The sequence below is a fragment of the Humibacter sp. RRB41 genome (assembly GCF_022761015.1).
Taxonomy (GTDB): domain Bacteria; phylum Actinomycetota; class Actinomycetes; order Actinomycetales; family Microbacteriaceae; genus Humibacter.
Map to the genome: position 1 here is coordinate 109,831 of NZ_JAKWJQ010000007.1, position 17,574 is coordinate 127,404.

Consider the following 17,574-nt stretch of genomic DNA (forward strand, 5'->3'; position numbering starts at 1 on the left):
CTGGGGAATGTCCCACTCCAGCGTAGGGGTGCGCGTCGATCGATGGGCGCGGCATCCCCGTCGATGCGCGCCCCATCGAGCACGATCGAACGACTCGCCCCCGCTGCGAGCGGCTAGCCTCGAGACATGGAAGATCTTCACCCCACGTACCCCGCCCGCACCGGCGCAGCCGGCGTCTGGATCTGGACCGCAACGGCCCTCGCCGTGATCGCGGCGGCCGGTTTCGTCGTCACGCTCGTGGTCAACGGCGGCTCGGCGGGCTGACGTTCCGGCGGCCTCGACTTGCAAGCAGTAAGGTCCCGGCAGACAGAACAAGGGCCGGTCGTAGAGGCTTACGACCGACCCTCTCCCTTGCACCAAGAGTGTCCTGCAATCACATTCCGCACCGGCCGCCACAGCAAACAACCGGTGCTCTTGCACTCTATAACGAACAGGTAACGGGGCGCTAGTTATCTGTTCGTTATTTTCTGATGGGTTTGCTGTGCCGACTCCGCCGGCGGCCTAGCGTGGAGGGCATGTCGACGACTCCCTTCCACTCACTCGAGGACTACATCGCCCTGCCCCGCATCGAGGGCCTCGCCCTTTCGCCCGATGGTCGGCACGCGGTGTTGACCGTTGCGACGCTGAAGAAGGACGGCACCGGGTACGAACGGGCACTCTGGCAGGTGTCGACTGACGGTTCGGAGGGCGCGCGACGTCTCACTCGTTCTGCCAAGGGGGAGGCATCCGCGGCGTTCACCTCCTCGGGCGACCTGCTGTTCGTCTCGGCGCGTCCGGATGCCGGAGCGGACGCAGACGACGAGAACGGACAGCTCTGGGTGCTTCCTGCCGAGGGTGGCGAGGCCAGGCCGGTGACCAGGTTGGCCGGCGGTGCCGGCGGTCTGGCCGCGGTGGCGGAAGCATCCGATCGCGTGGTGATCGGCGCCGGCATACTGCCAGGTGCCGCCACGCTCGAGGATGACGCCCGGCTGCGGTCGGATCGCTCGAAGCACAAGGTGTCCGCGATCCTGCATGAGTCGTATCCTGTGCGGTTCTGGGACCACGACCTCGGCCCCGACGAGCCGCACCTTCTCGCGATCGGCCTCGACGCTCTGACCGAGCCCGTCGGTGCGGCGGCGGCCGATGCCGGAACGGATGACGCGGCCCAAGCCGCGCAATCGGCATCCGACTCCGACGCTCCCGCGCCGTATCCGTCATGGATGCCACGTCCCCTCGACCTGACGCCCGCTCCGGCGTCGCGACTCGACGACGCAGGGGTCGCCGTCACTCCGGACGGCGTGACGGTCGTCGCCTCCCTCCCTGTGCCTCACCGGAACGACGAGCGCTTCCGGCTGGTGGCCATCGATGTCCCATCCGGGACGCAGACCGTGCTGCTGGACGAGCCAGGGGTCGATTTCGAGTCGCCGACGATTTCGCACGACGGATCGCAGGTGGCATTCGTGCGCACGGTGCGCAGTACGCCGGCCGGACCGGAACAGCAGGAGCTGTGGGTCTTCTCGCTCGCCGCAGACGTGGCGTCATCCGACGCCCACCGTGTCGTCGACTGGGACCGCTGGCCGACGAGCCTCGTGTTCGACGCCGACGATCGCGCGCTGATCGTGACCGCCGATCAGGATGGCCGCGGCCCGATCTTCCGGGTGCCTCTGGAGGGCGGGCAGCCGCAACAGCTCACGCACGACGACTTCACCTATGCCGACGTGCACGTCGACCGTGCCCGCGGTGGTCTTGTCGCTCTGCGCTCGTCGTGGATGGTTCCGCCGCACCCCGTGCGCATCACGTCGGACGGAGCGATCACAGAGCTCGAGGTGCCGGGTGGACTACCCACGGTGCCGGCGACGATGACAGAGGTGGAGACCACTGCCGAGGACAGCGCGCGGGTGCGCGGCTGGCTGCTCACGCCAGATGGGGCGTCATCCGACTCCCCTGCGCCGTTGCTTCTGTGGATCCACGGCGGCCCGCTGAACAGCTGGAACGCGTGGAGCTGGCGGTGGAATCCGCAGCTGGCGGTCGCCAGGGGCTACGCCGTGCTGTTGTCCGATCCTGCCCTCTCGACCGGCTACGGGCTCGACTTCATCGCGCGCGGCTGGAACAACTGGGGCGGCGCTCCCTATACCGACCTGATGGCGATCACGGATGCCGTCGCTGCCCGCCCCGAGATCGACGACACCCGCACTGCCGCGATGGGCGGATCGTTCGGCGGCTACATGGCGAACTGGGTGGCTGGCCACACCGACCGTTTCCGCGCGATCGTCACGCACGCGAGCCTGTGGTCGCTCGATCAATTCATCCCCACGACGGATCTCTCCCCGTACTGGAATGACATCTTCACGAAGGAAGGTCTCGTCGCGAACTCGCCGCATCGGTTCATCGACGACATTCGCACCCCGATGCTCGTCGTGCACGGCGACAACGACTACCGGGTGCCGATCGGTGAGGGGCTGCGACTGTGGTCGGAACTGAACGAGCGCTTCGCTGCGGAGGACGGCTCGATCGACCATCGCTTCCTGTACTTCCCCGATGAGAACCACTGGGTTCTCAAGCCGCAGCATGCCGTGATCTGGTACGAGACGGTGTTCGCATTCCTCGCCCAGCACGTGCTCGGCGAGGAATGGGCGAGGCCGGCCCGCCTCGGCTGAGAGGCTCGCACGCCATCGCCACTTGACGCTCGACGCCGATCCCGCAACACTAAACCAAATGGTAAAGCATGAGTCGAGCCTGTCGAGCATCTACGGGGCGCTTGCGGATTCCACGCGCCGACGTATCCTGCACGATCTGCGCACGGGCGAACGCACCGTCAGCGAACTGCGCTCGCCGCACGACATGACGCTCGCCGCCATGGGCAAGCACGTCGCGGTACTGGAAGCCGCCGGGCTCATCCGAACGACCAAGCGAGGACGGGTCCGATCGTGCGCCCTCGTGCCGGGAGCTCTGAGTGCCGCCCAGTCCTGGATCGACGAGCAGAGCCGGTTCTGGAACGAACGGCTCGACTCACTCGTGTCCCACCTCGAAGGAGAAGCATGACCGCGATCGAGATCCATCGAGACCTGCCGGCGGACATCGGCACCGTGTGGCGATCCTGGACGGATGCCGACCTACTCGCGTCGTGGTTCTGGCCGCCGAAGTTCGGCACGATGTGTTCCGTCGACCTCAGGGTCGGAGGCCGGTTCCGCATCGATGCCCCGAGTGCGCGGTTGAGCGTGCTCGGCGAGTACGTCGTCGTCGAGGAACCGACTGTGCTCGCCTTCACCTGGCAATGGGACGGGGAAGGCGAGGAGACGCTCGTCACCCTCACCTTCACGCCGACGGATGCCGGCACACGCCTCGAGCTGGTGCACGAGCGCTTCGCGGACGAGCAGGCGCGCGCCGACCACGAGCAGGGCTGGAACGACTGCCTCGATCGGCTCCCCGGCTTCCTCGGCTGAGTCGTTCGGCTCAGAGGACGATGAACCCGATCGCCGCGCTGACGACCGAGATGACGCCGAGCACGAGCGACGGTGCGAACGATTCCTTGCGGCGGGCGTGCACGACGATGGCACCGATCATCACCACAACGAGGCAGACCGCTGCGATCGGGGCGAGGATGACCGCGATGCCAGTGAACAGCGGGAGTGTGAGACCGAAGGCTCCGATGATCTCGGCTGTGCCGATCAGCTTGACCGACGGTGCTCGGAAGTCCTCGACCCATCCCATCATTCCCGCGAGACGCGTTTTCGGCTGCGACACCTTCGCGATCCCGGATGCGAGGAAAGCGAGCGCGAGAACGATGTTGATGATCCAGAGTGCAATGGTCATGGGGGCCGATTCCTTCATGGTTACGATCAGTAAGTAATGCCATGATGCTTTGCCGAAGCGCCGAGTGCAAAAGGCACACCGACGTAACCGGCCGAGGGGAGACGTCATGGAACCACGACCGGATGCGTCGCTGAGCGCCTACGAGGCATCCTGCGACGGCGACGCCGACTCCGGCGCGGCAGTACGCGAGGTGCTGGACCGCATCGGCGACAAGTGGTCGCTGCTCGTGATCGGCACACTTCGCGCAAGACGGCTCCGGTTCACGGAGCTGCGCCAGCACATCCCCGGCATCTCGCAGCGCATGCTCACGCTCACACTGCGTCAACTCGAACGCGACGGGCTCGTCGTGCGCACCGCGTACGCGGAGGTTCCGCCTCGCGTCGAGTATGAGCTGACCGGTCTGGGTGGAACGCTCGTCGAGCTGGCCGTCGCACTGGGCGACTGGGCGATGGACAACCGCCGAACGATCGAGGCATCCCGCGCCGCCTACGACGAGGTGCACGTGGTGCGCTGACCCGTTCGCCCGTCAGGTCAGGGTCACGCGCTGAATCTCTGTGCGAGCGATCGCGCGGCCCCTCTCGTCGGATGCCGCGGCGCGCCTCGGGTCGGCCAGGTAGGCATCCAGAGCGGCTTGATCCGGCAACTCGATGACCTGCGTCTCGAACGGATGCCCCTCACCTGCCTCGCCCTCCGCCGACGTCTCCGCGCGCACTCGGGTGACGACTCGTGCTCCGTGTTCTGGGAGCAGGGCGAGCACGGAGTCCTCGTACGACACGAGGGTCTGCTCCTGCCCGGGGTTCGGCCACAACGTCACGCACAGCACCACGCTCATGATCCGACCGTATCGCGTTGCCGCGCACGTGCGTCCTTGACGGAATTCATCACGTGGTGAATTATGAGATCGAGAATGCGGGAGGCCCACCATGCGTGCGATCGTGCTCAAGGAGTTCCAGGAACTGCGCCGCGACCGGCGCACACTCGCTCTGCTCATCGTGATGCCGCTGCTGTTGCTGATCATCTTCGGGTACGCGGCCAATTTCACGGTCGATCATCTGACCGTCGCGGTCTATGGCAGCGGCGCCACGACCGTGACCAAGCTGATCGACGACAACGCAAAATTGAAGGATCACCTCGACGTGGTGAGCACCGACGCGGGTGGCACGAAGACGGATGCCCGCAACGGCCTCCGGGACGACAAGACAGACGTGGCGATCGTGGCGGCGGCGTCGAACGTCGACGTCTACATCGACGGCTCGAACCTGTTCGCCGCTCAGTCCGCGAGGACGATCTTCGCCCAGCTGCAGCAGCAGGTGGCCCAGCAGGCAGGGAAGCAGGGGCAGGGCACGGCATCCGCTCAGCAGACGACGACGATCACAGTGACCACGCTCTTCAACCCCGACCTGAAGACGTCGTGGGTGATGATCCCGGCGATCATCGGACTGATTCTGACGTTCATCGGCACGATCATCACGTCGATCGGCCTGGTGCGCGAGCGTGAGGCAGGCACGCTCGAACAGCTCGCCGTGATGCCGCTGCGACCGAGCGCCGTGGTGCTCGGCAAGATCTCGCCGTATTTTCTGCTCGCATGCTTCGACATGGCGCTGATCACGGTGCTCGGACTGCTGCTGTTCGGTGTGCCGTTCAACGGGGATCCGCTGATCTTCATCGTCGGGGCAGCACTGTTCCTCTTCGTCGTGCTCGGGCTCGGCGTGCTCATCTCGTCGGTGTCGCGCACGACCGGTCAGGCGATCCAGCTCGCGTTCATGGTGCTGCTGCCGCAGATTCTGCTGTCCGGCATGATCTTCCCGCTGTCGGCGATGGCGGCGGGAGTGCGCTGGATCGGATACTGCCTGCCCCTCACCTGGTTCACGATGATCTCGCAGGGCGTCATGATCCGTGGCGCGGGCTGGAACTCGCTGTGGTTCCCGCTCGTGATCCTGGCCGCGATGGCCGTCGTGATCTTCGGTCTTGCCGTCGTGCGCCTGAGCCGTAGCATCTCGCCCGTGAAGCAGCACGAGCATCCCGAAACGGATGCCCAGCACGACGCGGTCGCGGAGGTCGCGCGATGACCGTGGTCGGCGTGCGCGACCTCACCGTCGAATTCGGACACGTCGTCGCGCTCCAGGACGTGACGCTGGATGCCCGTCCCGGCCGGATCACGGCAGTGGTCGGCGGCGACGGCGCAGGCAAGTCCACGTTGCTGCGGGTTCTCGCGCACCGGGTGCGGGCAGTGAGAGGCGAGGTGCTCACCGTGGATCGCGAGCGACTCGGCTACCAGCCGTCAACGTCGGGCGTGTGGGCGACTCTCACGGTCGACGAGAACGTGGAGTTCGTCGGTCGCTCGTACGGCATGTCGACGCGTCAGATCCGCACGCGCTCGGCCGAGTTGCTGGAACGCGCCGGGCTCGCCGAGGCGGGCGGCCGATTGGGCCGAGAGCTGTCCGGTGGCATGCGGCAGAAGCTCGGCTTCGTGCTCGCGATCCTGCACGAGCCGCAGGTGGTGCTGCTCGACGAGCCGAGCACCGGCGTGGATCCGGTGAGCCGCGTCGAGCTCTGGCGACTCATCTCGACCACGGCGACCGGCGACACCGTCGTCGTGATGGCCACCACGTACCTCGACGAGGCGCAGCGGGCGGCATCCGTGCTCGCCCTCGACGCCGGACGTGTGCTCGCCGCCGGCACCCCCGACGAGATCATCGCCGCCGTACCCGGAACGATCGCACGGCTCGACGGCACGGATGCCCCGTCCGCCGAACTCACGCCCCTCACCTGGCGCCGCGGCACCGAGCGCCACATCTGGCTGCCGGCCGGTGTCCCGACGCCTCCCCATGGCGTAGCGGCCCCCGACTTCGAGGACGCCCTGGTGGCGCTCTCTCTCGCTGCCGCCCCCGCTGGTCGAGTAGCGCGCGACCGCAGGTCGCTCGCGTATCGAGACCCGACAAGCGAGCACTCCGAGGTCTCGATACGCGACGCCTCCGGCGGCGCTACTCGACCAGCAGAGGCGGCACCGACCGCGGCCCCGACGGCGTCCGCCACCGCCGTCACCAAGCGCTTCGGCCACCACCTCGCGCTCGACGGCGTCGGGCTCGAGGTGCGTCCGGGCGAGATCGTCGGCCTGATCGGCGCCAACGGGGCGGGCAAGACGACTCTTCTGCGCATCCTGCTCGGCCTCGAAGGTGCCGACGATGGTACCGTCACGCTCTTCGGCCGTGCGCCAGACAACGCTTCCCGTCGCCGGCTCGGATACGTCCCCCAAGGGCTCGGCCTCTACACGACGCTCAGCGTGCGCGAGAACGTCGCCTTCCTCTCGCGCGTCTACGGGGTGCCCCGGCCGCAGCTGCCTCCCGCGCTCCAGGAGGTGCGCTCCAGTCTCGTCTCCGACATCGGCCTCGGCCGACAGCGCCAGCTCGCGTTCGCGCTCGCACTGAGTCACTCGCCAGAGCTGCTGGTGCTCGACGAACCGACGTCGGGCGTCGATCCGCTGGGCAGGGCGAGGCTGTGGGATGTCATCCACACGCAGGCGGAAGCCGGTCGCGCCGTCATCGTCACGACCCACTACCTGCAGGAGGCCGAGCAGTGCACGCGTCTGGTGCTACTGGCCAGTGGCCGGCTGATCGGCTCGGGTACCGTCTCCGACCTCACTCGCGGCACCAGCGCGGTGCTCGTACGCAGCGAGGACTGGCAGCGCGCATTCGACGCCCTGGACCGCTCGAGACTGCCGATCATGCTGACCGGGCGCGACATCCGCGTCGCCGGAACGTCGGCGGCAGTGGTGCAGGATGCCCTCGCCGGCATCCCCGCCACCGTCACGTCCGTGCCGCCCACCCTCGAGGAGACGATGGTGCTGCTCGACCGCGACCGCGATCACGAGCACCGGGAAGGAGCGGCGGCATGAGCGGCCGCCGCAGGGGACCATCGACGACCCGGCAGGAACTGCTGGATGCCGCCCGCGAAGTGTTCGCCGATCGAGGCGACAGCGCGACGACGAGGGAGATCGCCGGCAAAGCCGGGGTGGATCCGGCGATGATCGCGCACTACTTCGGCTCGAAGGGCGGCCTCTTCGACGTCGTCACCTCGCTCTCGGTCGATCCGGCGGATGTCGTCGCCCCCGTTCTCGAGGCATCGCCCGACGACGCCGCGCGCGAGTTGCTCACGACACTGATCGGCGTGTGGGATTCGCACTCGTCGATGCTTGCCGCCCTGCTGCGCACCGCGACGCGCAACAAGACGCTCGCTGCGCAGATGCGCACCTTCATCCTCGACCGCGGGATTCGGCCCGTCGTGATCAGGTTCTCGCCCGATCCGAGCGAGGTGGAGACCAGAGCCGCACTCATGGCCACCCAGGTCGCGGGCCTCGTCCTCGCGCGCTACGTGCTGCGTTGGGAACCGATCGCTTCGGCCGAACCGGCCTGGGTGGTCGAGCACATCGCTCCGGCCGTGCAGCGCTATCTCATCGGCCCGTTGGAGTGACGGTTTGCGTCACGACAACCCCGCGGCTGCGCGCCTTTCCCTATCGTGGAGAGCATGCAGACCGTGATCCAGTACAGCCGCTTCGGCGGGCCGGACGTGCTCGAGGTGGCGGAGCACCCTGATCCGACGCCGGGCGACGGCAAGGTGCTCGTCGACGTCAAGGCAGCAGGGGTGAACCCGATCGATTGGAAGTTGCGGCAGGGCATCCGTCCCTCCGCGCCCATCGAGACGCCGCGCAGGCTCGGCTCCGATGCGTCCGGCGTCATCGCGCAGCTCGGACCCGGCGTCGAGGGCTGGTCGGTCGGCGACGAGGTCGTGGTGCGCGGGGCGAGCGGTGCGTATGCGAGCGAGCTGGTGGCATCCGCAAGCAAGCTCGTGCGCAAGCCGCACAACGTTCCGTTCGACCAGGCGGCGGCGATCGGCGTCCCGGCCGGGACGGCATATCAGGCAGTGAAGTCGCTTCGGGCGGGCGAGGGCGATGTGCTGCTCATCCACGGTGCGTCCGGCGCCGTCGGACAGGCGGCGATCCAGTTCGCGAGGGATCGCGGCGCCACGGTCGTGGGAACGGCGAGCGCGCGCAACCTCGAACGCATCCGCGAGCTCGGCGCGATCGCACTCGAGTACGGCGACGGGCTCGTCGAGAGGGTGCGTGCCGCCGTGCCGCAGGGTGTCGACTACGTACTCGACATCGCGGGAACGGATGCCGCGCTCCAGGCATCCTTCGACCTGGTCGCCGACCGCTCCCACATCGGAACTGTCGTCGCGGGCGCGAAGGCGGCCGAGCTCGGCATTCACGCGTGGTCTGGCGGAAGCCCGGTGCCGCTGACGGAGCAGCAGGAGGAGTGGCGCACCGAGGGCGTCGACGTCGCGCTTGCAGGCCTTTCCGACGGCACGTTCCAGGTGGAGATCGGCGCCGAGTACCCGTTGTCGCAGGCAGCAGAGGCGCACCGCGTCGGGCAGGCTGGCGAGGTGCGCGGCAAGATCATCCTCATCCCGTAGCCGCTCAGTCCTGGAGCGCCTTCTGCCGCGCCAGGTTGTCCCAGTCGTGCTGGAAGACGGCATCGAAGTACGCGGCGACCCGGGCGCTCTCAATGATCACGCCCGCGTCGCGGTTCTGCAGGGTTCCCGCCGTCGACCAGTTCTGACTGCTGACCAGCGTGCGGGCGCCGTCGACGACGATGCCCTTGTTGTGTACATTGTTCTGCAGCTTCACGCCGTGCACCACGTCGAGGCCGAGCTCCTGCAGTTGCTCGAGATAGCCGCTGGTCTCGAACTGGCTCATGATCACCTTCACGTCGACGCCCGCTTTCTGCCTCGCGATCACCGCGTCGATGAGCGCGGAGAACGGGGCGGACGTAGTCGTCTTCGTCCGCGGCGGCTCGATGTACTGAAACTGAAGGTGCAGGGATGTCTGCGCGCTCTCGATCAACGCGCGAACGGCATCCGTATAAACACCGGGGTCAGGTGTGAGCACGGGCGTGATCGTCATCTGCTCGCGCAGGGTGACGGCGGCCGAGAAGTCCTTGAACGGCGGCGTCTGCACCTGCGGCTGAACGAGGAACAGCTCTTCGGATGCCTGAGCCGGCGCCACCGCTTGGTGGTGAGCCGCGATGGCGTGGTCGTTGCGCAGATAGGTCTCGAACACACCAGCAAGAGCCACGTCGTGAATCACCACGTGCCAGTCGCGGTCACGGATGCGCGCCTCGGCTCCGTCGGCAGGGTTGTGCACCGGATCGATGTCGGGCTGGTTCGAGTTGTTCCAGTTGCCGCTGGAGAGCCAGACCGAGTTCGAGTCCCGCACGGCCGTCTTGATGTGGTACGCCGAGGGGAAGATCCAGGCCGCGGCGTGCGGGTCGGCGCGCTCGAGCGCCCACACCTGGTCGAAGCCGCTTCCGAGTGCGGCTTCGAGGTCGGCGACGGTCTCGTCGTCCGTCTGATCGGCGGTCGGATTCTTCGCAGGATGATCGAGCACGAGCGACACCGTCTTGTCCTTCGCTGCGGTCTCGAACTCGCTCAGCACGTGCGCCGACGTGAAGTCGTAGAGGCCGATCGTGAGCGATTTCTCGGTTCCCTGTAGGAACTCCTTCAGCACGGGCCAGCCCGAGTCCGGGCTCGCGCTCAGCTCGATGCGGATGGTCGCGGTCACCGGCGAGAGCGAGACACCGGACGGCGGCGTGTAGGTCAGCTGCTCCTTCGCCGGTGCCTTCAGTGCTTGCTCAACCGGGGTCTGCTCGGTCGGTGCCGTCAGCACGCGCTCGTCGGCGAACGTCGGCACGGCGCCGTTGTCGGGGGCGAACCCGAGCTGTCCGAAGGATGCCCTGGGCTGCGCGCCTGCACCCAATTGCGCCAGCTTCGCCTGCGATGCGACGCGGATGTCCACCGGCACGCCCCCGATCTCGTCGGGCAGCCCCGCTGTGGCTTCCGCGCCGGGCGCCAGAGTCGCGACGATCGCCCGTTCGTCGGTGATCCAGCCATCGCTCATCCGGAAGCCGGGGCGAACGCTGAGCACCCCTGCGTGCCGAAAGGCGTCGAGGTGGGCGTCGATGATCCTCTGAATGTGTTCTCGCGTCGTCGCCACGATGCCTCCAGCATCCGAACGGCTGAGCGTCCGGTTGCGCTCACGCTACCGGCGACGCCCGACGCCGGACCAGATGATTCGCGACGTTCACCGTGCGGTCGCTCACACTCAGCTTCACCCGGCCAGGGTGACCGCATGCGTGTTGCGAGGCGCATCCTTGACACGACACATTGCGCGGGTGGAAGGCACAGGCATGAGCGAGTTGGAATACGGTCCGGTCGAGTTCGTGCTGATCGGATTTCAGGGCGATGCGCCGGATGCGGGCGTCGTCGACGCGGTGCACGAGCTCGTGGCCGAGGGTGCAGTGCGTATCATCGACGCGTTGCTGATCACGCGCACGATCGAGGGCGACGTCGAGACCATCGAGGTCGAGGACAGCACGGATGCCTACGGTCTCGACGGCGCGGACCTCGACCTGGCCGGCCTCGCCGCCGATGAAGACATCGAGTACTTCGCCGAAAGTCTGGAGCCGGGTACGAGCGCCGAGCTCCTGGTCGTCGAATTGCTCTGGGCGAAGAAGCTCGCTTCGCGTCTTGCGGCGTCGGGCGGAGCCGTGATCGCCAGTGAGCGCGTGCCGGCGCCGGTCGTCAACGACGTCGTCGCGGCCGTGCGCGCGCAATGATGACAACGAGAACAGGGATTGGGGCATAGCCGATGTTTCGCAGGGTGGGTCGTCCGGGTCTGATCGGTCTCGCAGCACGCACGGCCGTTGTCGCGGGAACGGCGACGGCAGTGAGTGGTGGCATGGCTGCCAGCCGGGAACGCAGGGCGCAGGAGCAACAGCAGGCGGAGCAGTTTCAGGCCTCTCAGCAGCAGGCGCAGGTCGACCAGGCCGCACAGCAGGCGGTCGCTGCCCAGCAGCCCGCCGCCCCAGCAGCGGCGTCAGGTGTGGACGTCGTCGGCCAGCTGCAGAACCTGGCCGCGCTGCACCAGTCCGGCGCCCTCAGCGACGGCGAGTTCGAGGCCGCCAAGCAGAAGCTGCTCGGCCTCTAGTCAGGACGCGCCGGGCAATCCCTCAGACTGGGGTTGCGCAAGAGCGATCATCTCTGCAACGTGACACGCGCGCCGTTGCGGCGGCCTTGACGGCGCAACGATCCCGTCGTGCGCCCGCCCGACCGCGGTGCGCCGGGCAGGGACCGGCGCACAATCAAAACAAGTCAGGGCTAGGGGCGCCTGCGTGGCGGATCGCGACGTCTGCGTGCCGGTCGAAACGGTATCCGACACCGCGAACGGTTCGAACGATGTCTTCGTAGCGGCCGAGCTTGGAGCGCAGGCGCCGGATGTGCACGTCGATGGTGCGCTCGTTCGGCACCTCGTCGTCGCCCGCCTGCCACAGCGATGAGATGAGCTCGGCCCGGTCGATCGTGCGGCCCTCGCGCAGCACGAGATACTGCAGCAGCTCGAACTCCTTGTAGGTGAGCGGCACGGTGTCGTTGTCGAGCAGAAGACGCTTGCGCGAGATGTCGACGATGACGCCACTGGCTCGGTCCTGCGTCGGGTCGACGGCCGGACGGTTCTTGGCGACGGCGGCCGGATCCTGCAGAGCGAGCCGTACGACATCCACGTCCCGACCGCCTGCGGCCTCGGGAGCAAGGGCGACGGCCGCGTAGGTCTCGGAGCCCGGTGCGATCTCGGCGGCGAGGCGCTTCAGCGCCTCGACCACGTGGCCGAGGTCGGTACCGGCCGCGGCAGCCTTGTCCTCGTCGAACCCGACGTACAGTGCGAAACCTCTGGCGCGGGTGCCGTTCGGAACGGCACGGATGCGAGCGGGGGCCGGGGCATCCGTCACGGGGGTAGCGGTCGAGCGTGTCGCACGCTGCTGCACGGGGAGCGGCTGGATCGGCTCGTGATGGGTCGGGTGCACACGGCGAGGATGCGCGGTGCGTGACGGCGATGCAGCCGGCGCAGCGGGCGTTCGCCCCGTCGTGGCGGCGGGGCGCGCTGCCGTGGTGATGGGACGCTCTCTGTCGGTGTCGGAGAGCGTGGTGACATCGGTACTGGTCAGAGGAGAGATGGTGGCGAGAGACATGGGAATCGAGTCCTTGTGGCGATGATGCGGTGAACCCGGGCGGTACGCCGAGACGACGGATGCCCCGCAACGCGAGTTCGAGAAGTGGCCGTCAGATGGCCGGTACGGAAGTCCTCATGTGCCTGGAGCGGGACTTCAGGGGAGTGTCGCCGGGCGAGAAGAAAGAGATCTCGCGCATCAGCTGGCGACGACTCGGCGGGTCGAACGTCGGATCAGCGACACATTCGACAGCACATGACAGCGTCGCGGCCGGGCATCATCATGCCGGCGTGCCCAAGAGCCTCGAAGGAGGTCAGGGTGCGCGAATTGCCAGTCATGTAGGAAAGTAAAGCGGACTCGGCCTCCGGAAGTCAACTCTCGGCGGCGAATCGGGAGAATCCTTCCGTCCACATGGTGCCGCCGGGGGCCCGGAATGCACCTACTTTCACCTGGCCCCTTGACGGGGGGCAACTCATCGCTAAACTGGCGAGGCTGCGCGGCTGAAAGTAAGCCGTGAGCGCCCCCCGAAACCCCCGAACATCCCTAGTCCCGAACGCTCGTCGCCGTTGCTCCTGTCCCGGTGAGCACTGTCATGGCGCGTCCCCTAGCGCGCCATGACGTCCTTAGTGTTCCCCGGGGCGGCGAGCGTTTCAGCGTCGTGTCGACGGTGCTGTTCGGCGTGCCCGAAAATACCTCGAACTCTCGCCGGCTCGATTCCGATCGAACCGGCTCGAACTTCACGGTTGATCCCGGATCGGTGGGCACGTTGAGTAGCCACGTACCGGAGAGACAGTTGATGAATCTGAAGAGAATGGGGGCGATCGTGGGCACGGCCGCCCTGCTCGCCGTCGGGGCCGTCGTCGGCCTCGCGGCACCGGCCAGTGCCCATAACGCCGATGTCACCGCGAGCGCCCAGTGCGAGTCGGACGGAACGTACACGATCACGTGGGTTGTGAAGACCGCGAACACCCCGACGCGATACGGCCACAAGTCCAACACGTTCGATGCGTGGGTGACATCGCCCGTCAAGACCCAGATCGGTGACGGCGTCGCTCCGAACACCGGTGTGACGTGGGTGCAGAAGCTCGTCGCAGGTACAACGACGAGCGCAACGGCATCGTTCAAGGAGACCTGGCTGGATCACTACAGCGTCTCGACTTCCGGGTCCATCACGCTGAACGGTGGTTGCGGGTCGGCTCCCTCGCAGAACGCAGTCGCTTCGGCCACGATCACGCCGCCCACCTGTCAGAGCGACGGCAAGGTCGCGTTCGCGGTCCAGAACGCCAGGTGGCGCGACCGCACTCCGAGCAGCTCCGTCGGCTCGCACACCCGTGTCGCCGTTGCGGACGCCGGACACCTCTTCTCCGACGGCAGATCGACGCTGAAGGTCGAGTACACCATCGAGGCGAAGCTGAAGCAGGGAGCCTGCACACCGACCGGATATCAGACCGTCGTGTGGCAGATGCCGACCAAGCCGTCGGGCCCTGACAGTTCAACGTGGCCCCAGACGTTCGTGAGTGCCACGCCGGAGAACGTTGAGACGCTGGCGGTCGATGTTCCCACCCTCTGCGACACCTACTACCAGGTCGACAGCTACGTCGACAACGCCACGACGCAGAGACTGATCGCTGCCGCGAAGTCCGGGACGAAGCTCACCTCGCCGGGGCATCCCGCCGAGTCGCTGGCGCCGGGCGGCCTCGGCACCGCCTGGAGGTTCGTCATCAATCCCGACTGCGCGTCGGTGACGGAACCGACCGTGTCGTCGACCGACAACGTCTGCGGAAACGGCACCTCGAACGCCACGCTGACGCTGCCGGCGGTCGAAGGCATCGTCTGGAACGTCGGCGGATCGACGAAAGCGCCCGGCACCTACCCGATGAGCCCCGGAGGCCCGAAGGTCATCACGGCGGCCGCTGCACCCGGCTACACGTTGGCGCATCCGTTCGAGCAGGATGTGACGTTCGGACCGATCAAGACGAACCAGAGCACGAACCCGCAGGGTGACTGCTACGTCGCACCGACGGTTGCGAAGTGCGCAACACCGCTGCCGGACATCCTGGCGTCGAACCTCGACGACGCCGGCTGGACCTACTCGACGAGCTCGGCCGGTCACCACGACTACACGCCGACCACGTTGCGCGTCTGGACGGATGCCACCGCCGGCGGGTCATCGGTCGACGGTATTCGTGCAGTGGACATCCCGCTTCAGGATGCCGGCGCACCGGCGATCGATCTGACGAAGGTGTCCGGCGCCTCACCCGACCTCCGACTGGGCATCGATCTGGGCGGTGACGGGGTTTCCGACGGAACGCTCGTCTACCAGGGCGGTGACCAGTGGGGCACGACCGCAACCGGCTTCGGTGTGCCGGCGGGATCCGGTTTCGCCGGTCTGGGCACCTTGCAGGACTACCTCGCCGCCAACCCGAAGGCGACCATCGTGAGTGTCGGGTTCGAGTTGGAGTCGACGGACGCGGCATCCGCGGAGATCGTGTCGATCACGGTCGGATGCCAGCGGTTCACGTTCGACTCCAAGCCCGTCGCGGTCACGGCGGTGACCCCGTCGTCGAGCGACTCCGACTCGTCCAGCGCCCTCGCGGACACCGGTTCGAACCTCACTCCTGCTCTTGCGGCTGGAGGGATGATCATCGCGCTCGGTGCGATCGCGCTCGCCTTCGGAATGATCCGTCGGCGCCGCTCGGCCGAGGAGCACTAGGCCTGCAATCGCAGTAGAAAGAGAGGGGTCCGTCCGAAAGGGCGGGCCCCTCGACCAATTCCCGAGCACCTCGGGCCTTCGGGTCGGCGCGGAGTCGGCGACGTTCCGCCTACACCAGGCCGTAGAGCCGATCGCCGGCGTCGCCGAGACCGGGGACGATGTAGCCGTGCTCGTTGAGTCGCTCGTCGACTGCGCCGACCACGAGGGTGACGTCGCGCCCCTCGGTGAGTCGCTCGACGGCAGCGATCCCCTCGGGCGCTGCGAGGATGCAGATGGCCGTGACGTCCACGGCGCCGCGCTTGAAGAGGAACTCGATGGCGGCGCTGAGCGACCCACCGGTCGCGAGCATCGGGTCGAGCACGAAGCACTGGCGGTTGGAGAGGTCATCAGGCAGCCGCTCGGCGTAGGTCGCGGGCTCGAGGGTCTCCTCGTTGCGCACCATGCCGAGGAATCCGACCTCGGCCGACGGGACGAGCTTGACCATGCCCTCGAGCATCCCGAGACCTGCGCGCAGGATCGGCACCACGAGGGGCTTCGGGTCGGCCAGCGTGACGCCCGTCGTCGCCGTCACCGGTGTGACGATGTCGATCGGCACGACGCGCACCGAGCGGGTGGCCTCGTACGCGAGCAGCGTCACGAGCTCTTCGACCAGTGCGCGGAAGGTCACGGCCGGAGTGTCGCGGTTGCGCAGCACCGTCAGCTTGTGGGTGACCAAGGGGTGATCGGCAACGTGCACTCGCATAGGCTCAAATCTAGTGGTGACATCGTCCACTTCAGCCGCGAGAGCGTGAGGAGCAGCGTGACCGGCATCGACCAGGCAGCCTGGATGCGTCGCGCGATCGACGACGCGAGGCTCGCTCTGACGACCGGCGACGTGCCGGTGGCCGCGATCGTTCTGGATGCCGATGGCCGCGTCATCGGCACGGGACGCAACGAGCGCGAAGCCCGGCAGGACCCGACAGCGCACGCCGAGTTGATCGCGCTGCGGCAGGCAGCCGAGACGACGGGGGACTGGCATCTCACGGATGCCACGCTCGTCGTCACGCTGGAACCGTGCGTGATGTGCGCAGGCGGCATCCTCTCGGCGCGCGTGCCGACAGTGGTGTTCGGGGCGTGGGACGACAAGGCCGGTGCAGCGGGCAGTGTCTATGACGTGTTGCGCGACCGACGGCTGAACCATCGCGTCGAGGTGTACGGCGGGGTGGAAGCGGATGCCTGCGCCGCGCTCCTCGAGGAGTTCTTCGAGCAGCGGCGCTGAACTGCGTACCCCCAGCTCGCTGAGCGAGCGCAGCGAGTCGAAGCGCGCGGCTCAGACGGCCTCCGCCCGCGTCACCGCGGGCACACGCATCCGTGTTCCAGCGCTCGTGCCGTGAGCTACCGACACGATCGCGCGCGCGAAGCCGTCGTCGAGCGTGAGGTCGATCATCGCGGCTGCGAGATCCACACGACGGATCGAGAAGACACCGCGCACGTTGAGCGTTTCGCGATAGACGTAGCCCTGCGCGTCGCCCTCGCGCAGCATGGGGGGCCGCACGATCGTCCACGCCTCGTCGGACTCGCGAAGCACCGCCTCGGCGAGGCGCATGTCGGCGAATCCCTCGCGCAGGAACCGCCCGAGGATCGGCTTGACGATCGAGCGGGTGAAGAACCCGTCGCCGTCGGTCTCGTGTCCGGAGGCCGTGATCATCGAGACCCGGGAGACATCAGCACGTCTCATGGCGTCGAGGGTGGTGCGGATGCCGTCCACCATGATGCGATTGCTGCCACCGGCCGCGTGACCCAGCGTCGAGATCACGACGTCGGCGCCGCGGATGCCTGCGATCAGCCCGTCGAGATCCGTCGCGTCTGACTGCACCACCCGCATCCGCTGGGCGAGGTCGCCGAGCTTGTCGGGGGAACGCACCACGGCGGTGACGTCGTGCCCGTTGCCCAGGGCGTATTCCGTCGCGAGCCGGCCGGTACGGCCGGTCGCTCCGATGATGGCGATGCGCATGTCGTCTCCTTGGCGTCCGT

19 protein-coding genes are annotated in these 17,574 nt (G+C 67.5%); 13 read left to right on the forward strand and 6 right to left on the reverse strand.

Annotated features, from left to right (window positions below; all coding sequences use genetic code 11):
- The first annotated feature begins 126 nt into the window (after positions 1-126).
- From MJ603_RS16550 to MJ603_RS16565, 4 genes are all read left to right on the forward strand, one after another.
- Positions 127-264, forward strand: a complete 138-nt coding sequence (locus MJ603_RS16550; protein ID WP_243064859.1) for a hypothetical protein — start codon at positions 127-129, stop codon at positions 262-264.
- A gap of 251 nt (positions 265-515) precedes the next feature.
- Positions 516-2,636, forward strand: coding sequence for an alpha/beta fold hydrolase (locus MJ603_RS16555; protein WP_243064860.1), 2,121 nt, complete (start codon positions 516-518; stop codon positions 2,634-2,636).
- A 58-nt stretch (positions 2,637-2,694) separates the two neighbouring features.
- The gene (locus tag MJ603_RS16560; protein WP_243064861.1) at positions 2,695-3,021 is read left to right on the forward strand and encodes a helix-turn-helix transcriptional regulator; all 327 of its coding nucleotides are present in this window, start codon (positions 2,695-2,697) and stop codon (positions 3,019-3,021) included.
- Positions 3,018-3,422, forward strand: a complete 405-nt coding sequence (locus tag MJ603_RS16565; RefSeq protein ID WP_243064862.1) for an SRPBCC domain-containing protein — start codon at positions 3,018-3,020, stop codon at positions 3,420-3,422. Before MJ603_RS16560 ends, MJ603_RS16565 begins: the two co-directional genes overlap by 4 nt.
- Positions 3,423-3,432: 10 nt before the next feature.
- On the opposite strand, the gene MJ603_RS16570 is transcribed toward MJ603_RS16565, so the two are convergent.
- The gene (locus tag MJ603_RS16570) at positions 3,433-3,792 is read right to left on the reverse strand and encodes a DoxX family protein (protein WP_243064863.1); all 360 of its coding nucleotides are present in this window, start codon (positions 3,790-3,792) and stop codon (positions 3,433-3,435) included.
- A 106-nt stretch (positions 3,793-3,898) separates the two neighbouring features.
- On the opposite strand from MJ603_RS16570, the gene MJ603_RS16575 reads away from it, so the two are divergent.
- Positions 3,899-4,306 (forward strand): helix-turn-helix domain-containing protein, encoded by a 408-nt coding sequence (locus tag MJ603_RS16575; protein ID WP_243064864.1) that lies wholly within the window; start codon positions 3,899-3,901, stop codon positions 4,304-4,306.
- Positions 4,307-4,318: 12 nt separating this feature from the next.
- Here the strand turns inward: MJ603_RS16575 and MJ603_RS16580 are convergent, their stop codons facing one another.
- Entirely contained in the window at positions 4,319-4,624 is a 306-nt protein-coding gene (locus tag MJ603_RS16580) for a DUF1330 domain-containing protein (protein ID WP_243064865.1), read from the reverse strand.
- 91 nt (positions 4,625-4,715) lie between these two features.
- On the opposite strand from MJ603_RS16580, the gene MJ603_RS16585 reads away from it, so the two are divergent.
- The 4 genes from MJ603_RS16585 to MJ603_RS16600 are packed head-to-tail and all read left to right on the forward strand — an operon-like array spanning position 4,716 to position 9,261.
- Complete coding sequence (locus tag MJ603_RS16585) at positions 4,716-5,861, forward strand: ABC transporter permease (RefSeq protein ID WP_243064866.1); 1,146 nt, start codon at positions 4,716-4,718, stop codon at positions 5,859-5,861.
- Positions 5,858-7,687 (forward strand): ATP-binding cassette domain-containing protein, encoded by a 1,830-nt coding sequence (locus tag MJ603_RS16590; RefSeq protein ID WP_243064867.1) that lies wholly within the window; start codon positions 5,858-5,860, stop codon positions 7,685-7,687. Before MJ603_RS16585 ends, MJ603_RS16590 begins: the two co-directional genes overlap by 4 nt.
- Positions 7,684-8,262, forward strand: coding sequence for a TetR family transcriptional regulator (locus MJ603_RS16595; protein ID WP_243064868.1), 579 nt, complete (start codon positions 7,684-7,686; stop codon positions 8,260-8,262). The genes MJ603_RS16590 and MJ603_RS16595 overlap by 4 nt, the downstream gene beginning before the upstream one ends.
- Before the next feature lie 54 nt (positions 8,263-8,316).
- Complete coding sequence (locus tag MJ603_RS16600; protein WP_243064869.1) at positions 8,317-9,261, forward strand: NADP-dependent oxidoreductase; 945 nt, start codon at positions 8,317-8,319, stop codon at positions 9,259-9,261.
- Between the two features lie 4 nt (positions 9,262-9,265).
- Here the strand turns inward: MJ603_RS16600 and MJ603_RS18810 are convergent, their stop codons facing one another.
- Positions 9,266-10,840 carry a phospholipase D-like domain-containing protein gene (locus tag MJ603_RS18810; protein WP_243064870.1) on the reverse strand — a complete coding sequence of 525 codons (1,575 nt, stop codon included), beginning with the start codon at positions 10,838-10,840 and terminating at the stop codon, positions 9,266-9,268.
- A 193-nt stretch (positions 10,841-11,033) separates the two neighbouring features.
- Here MJ603_RS18810 and MJ603_RS16610 point away from each other — a divergent pair, with 193 nt between their 5' ends.
- Positions 11,034-11,462, forward strand: coding sequence for a DUF6325 family protein (locus MJ603_RS16610; RefSeq protein WP_243064871.1), 429 nt, complete (start codon positions 11,034-11,036; stop codon positions 11,460-11,462).
- Positions 11,463-11,506: 44 nt separating this feature from the next.
- Entirely contained in the window at positions 11,507-11,833 is a 327-nt protein-coding gene (locus MJ603_RS16615; protein WP_243064872.1) for an SHOCT domain-containing protein, read from the forward strand.
- A 154-nt stretch (positions 11,834-11,987) separates the two neighbouring features.
- Here MJ603_RS16615 and MJ603_RS16620 read toward each other — a convergent pair whose 3' ends face one another.
- Positions 11,988-12,680, reverse strand: coding sequence for a winged helix-turn-helix domain-containing protein (locus tag MJ603_RS16620; RefSeq protein WP_374230954.1), 693 nt, complete (start codon positions 12,678-12,680; stop codon positions 11,988-11,990).
- A gap of 964 nt (positions 12,681-13,644) precedes the next feature.
- Between MJ603_RS16620 and MJ603_RS16625 the strand changes: the two genes are divergently transcribed.
- On the forward strand, positions 13,645-15,561 hold the full coding sequence (locus tag MJ603_RS16625) for a hypothetical protein (protein WP_243064874.1): 1,917 nt from the start codon (positions 13,645-13,647) through the stop codon (positions 15,559-15,561).
- 109 nt (positions 15,562-15,670) lie between these two features.
- Here MJ603_RS16625 and upp read toward each other — a convergent pair whose 3' ends face one another.
- A complete protein-coding gene (upp, locus tag MJ603_RS16630) occupies positions 15,671-16,303 on the reverse strand; it encodes a uracil phosphoribosyltransferase (protein WP_243064875.1) in 633 nt (210 codons plus the stop codon).
- 57 nt (positions 16,304-16,360) lie between these two features.
- Here upp and tadA point away from each other — a divergent pair, with 57 nt between their 5' ends.
- Positions 16,361-16,819: a tRNA adenosine(34) deaminase TadA gene (tadA, locus tag MJ603_RS16635; protein ID WP_308220613.1), complete on the forward strand. Its 459-nt coding sequence runs from the start codon at positions 16,361-16,363 to the stop codon at positions 16,817-16,819.
- 51 nt (positions 16,820-16,870) lie between these two features.
- Here tadA and MJ603_RS16640 read toward each other — a convergent pair whose 3' ends face one another.
- On the reverse strand, positions 16,871-17,554 hold the full coding sequence (locus MJ603_RS16640) for an NAD(P)-dependent oxidoreductase (protein WP_243064876.1): 684 nt from the start codon (positions 17,552-17,554) through the stop codon (positions 16,871-16,873).
- Between the last annotated feature and the right edge of the window lie 20 nt (positions 17,555-17,574).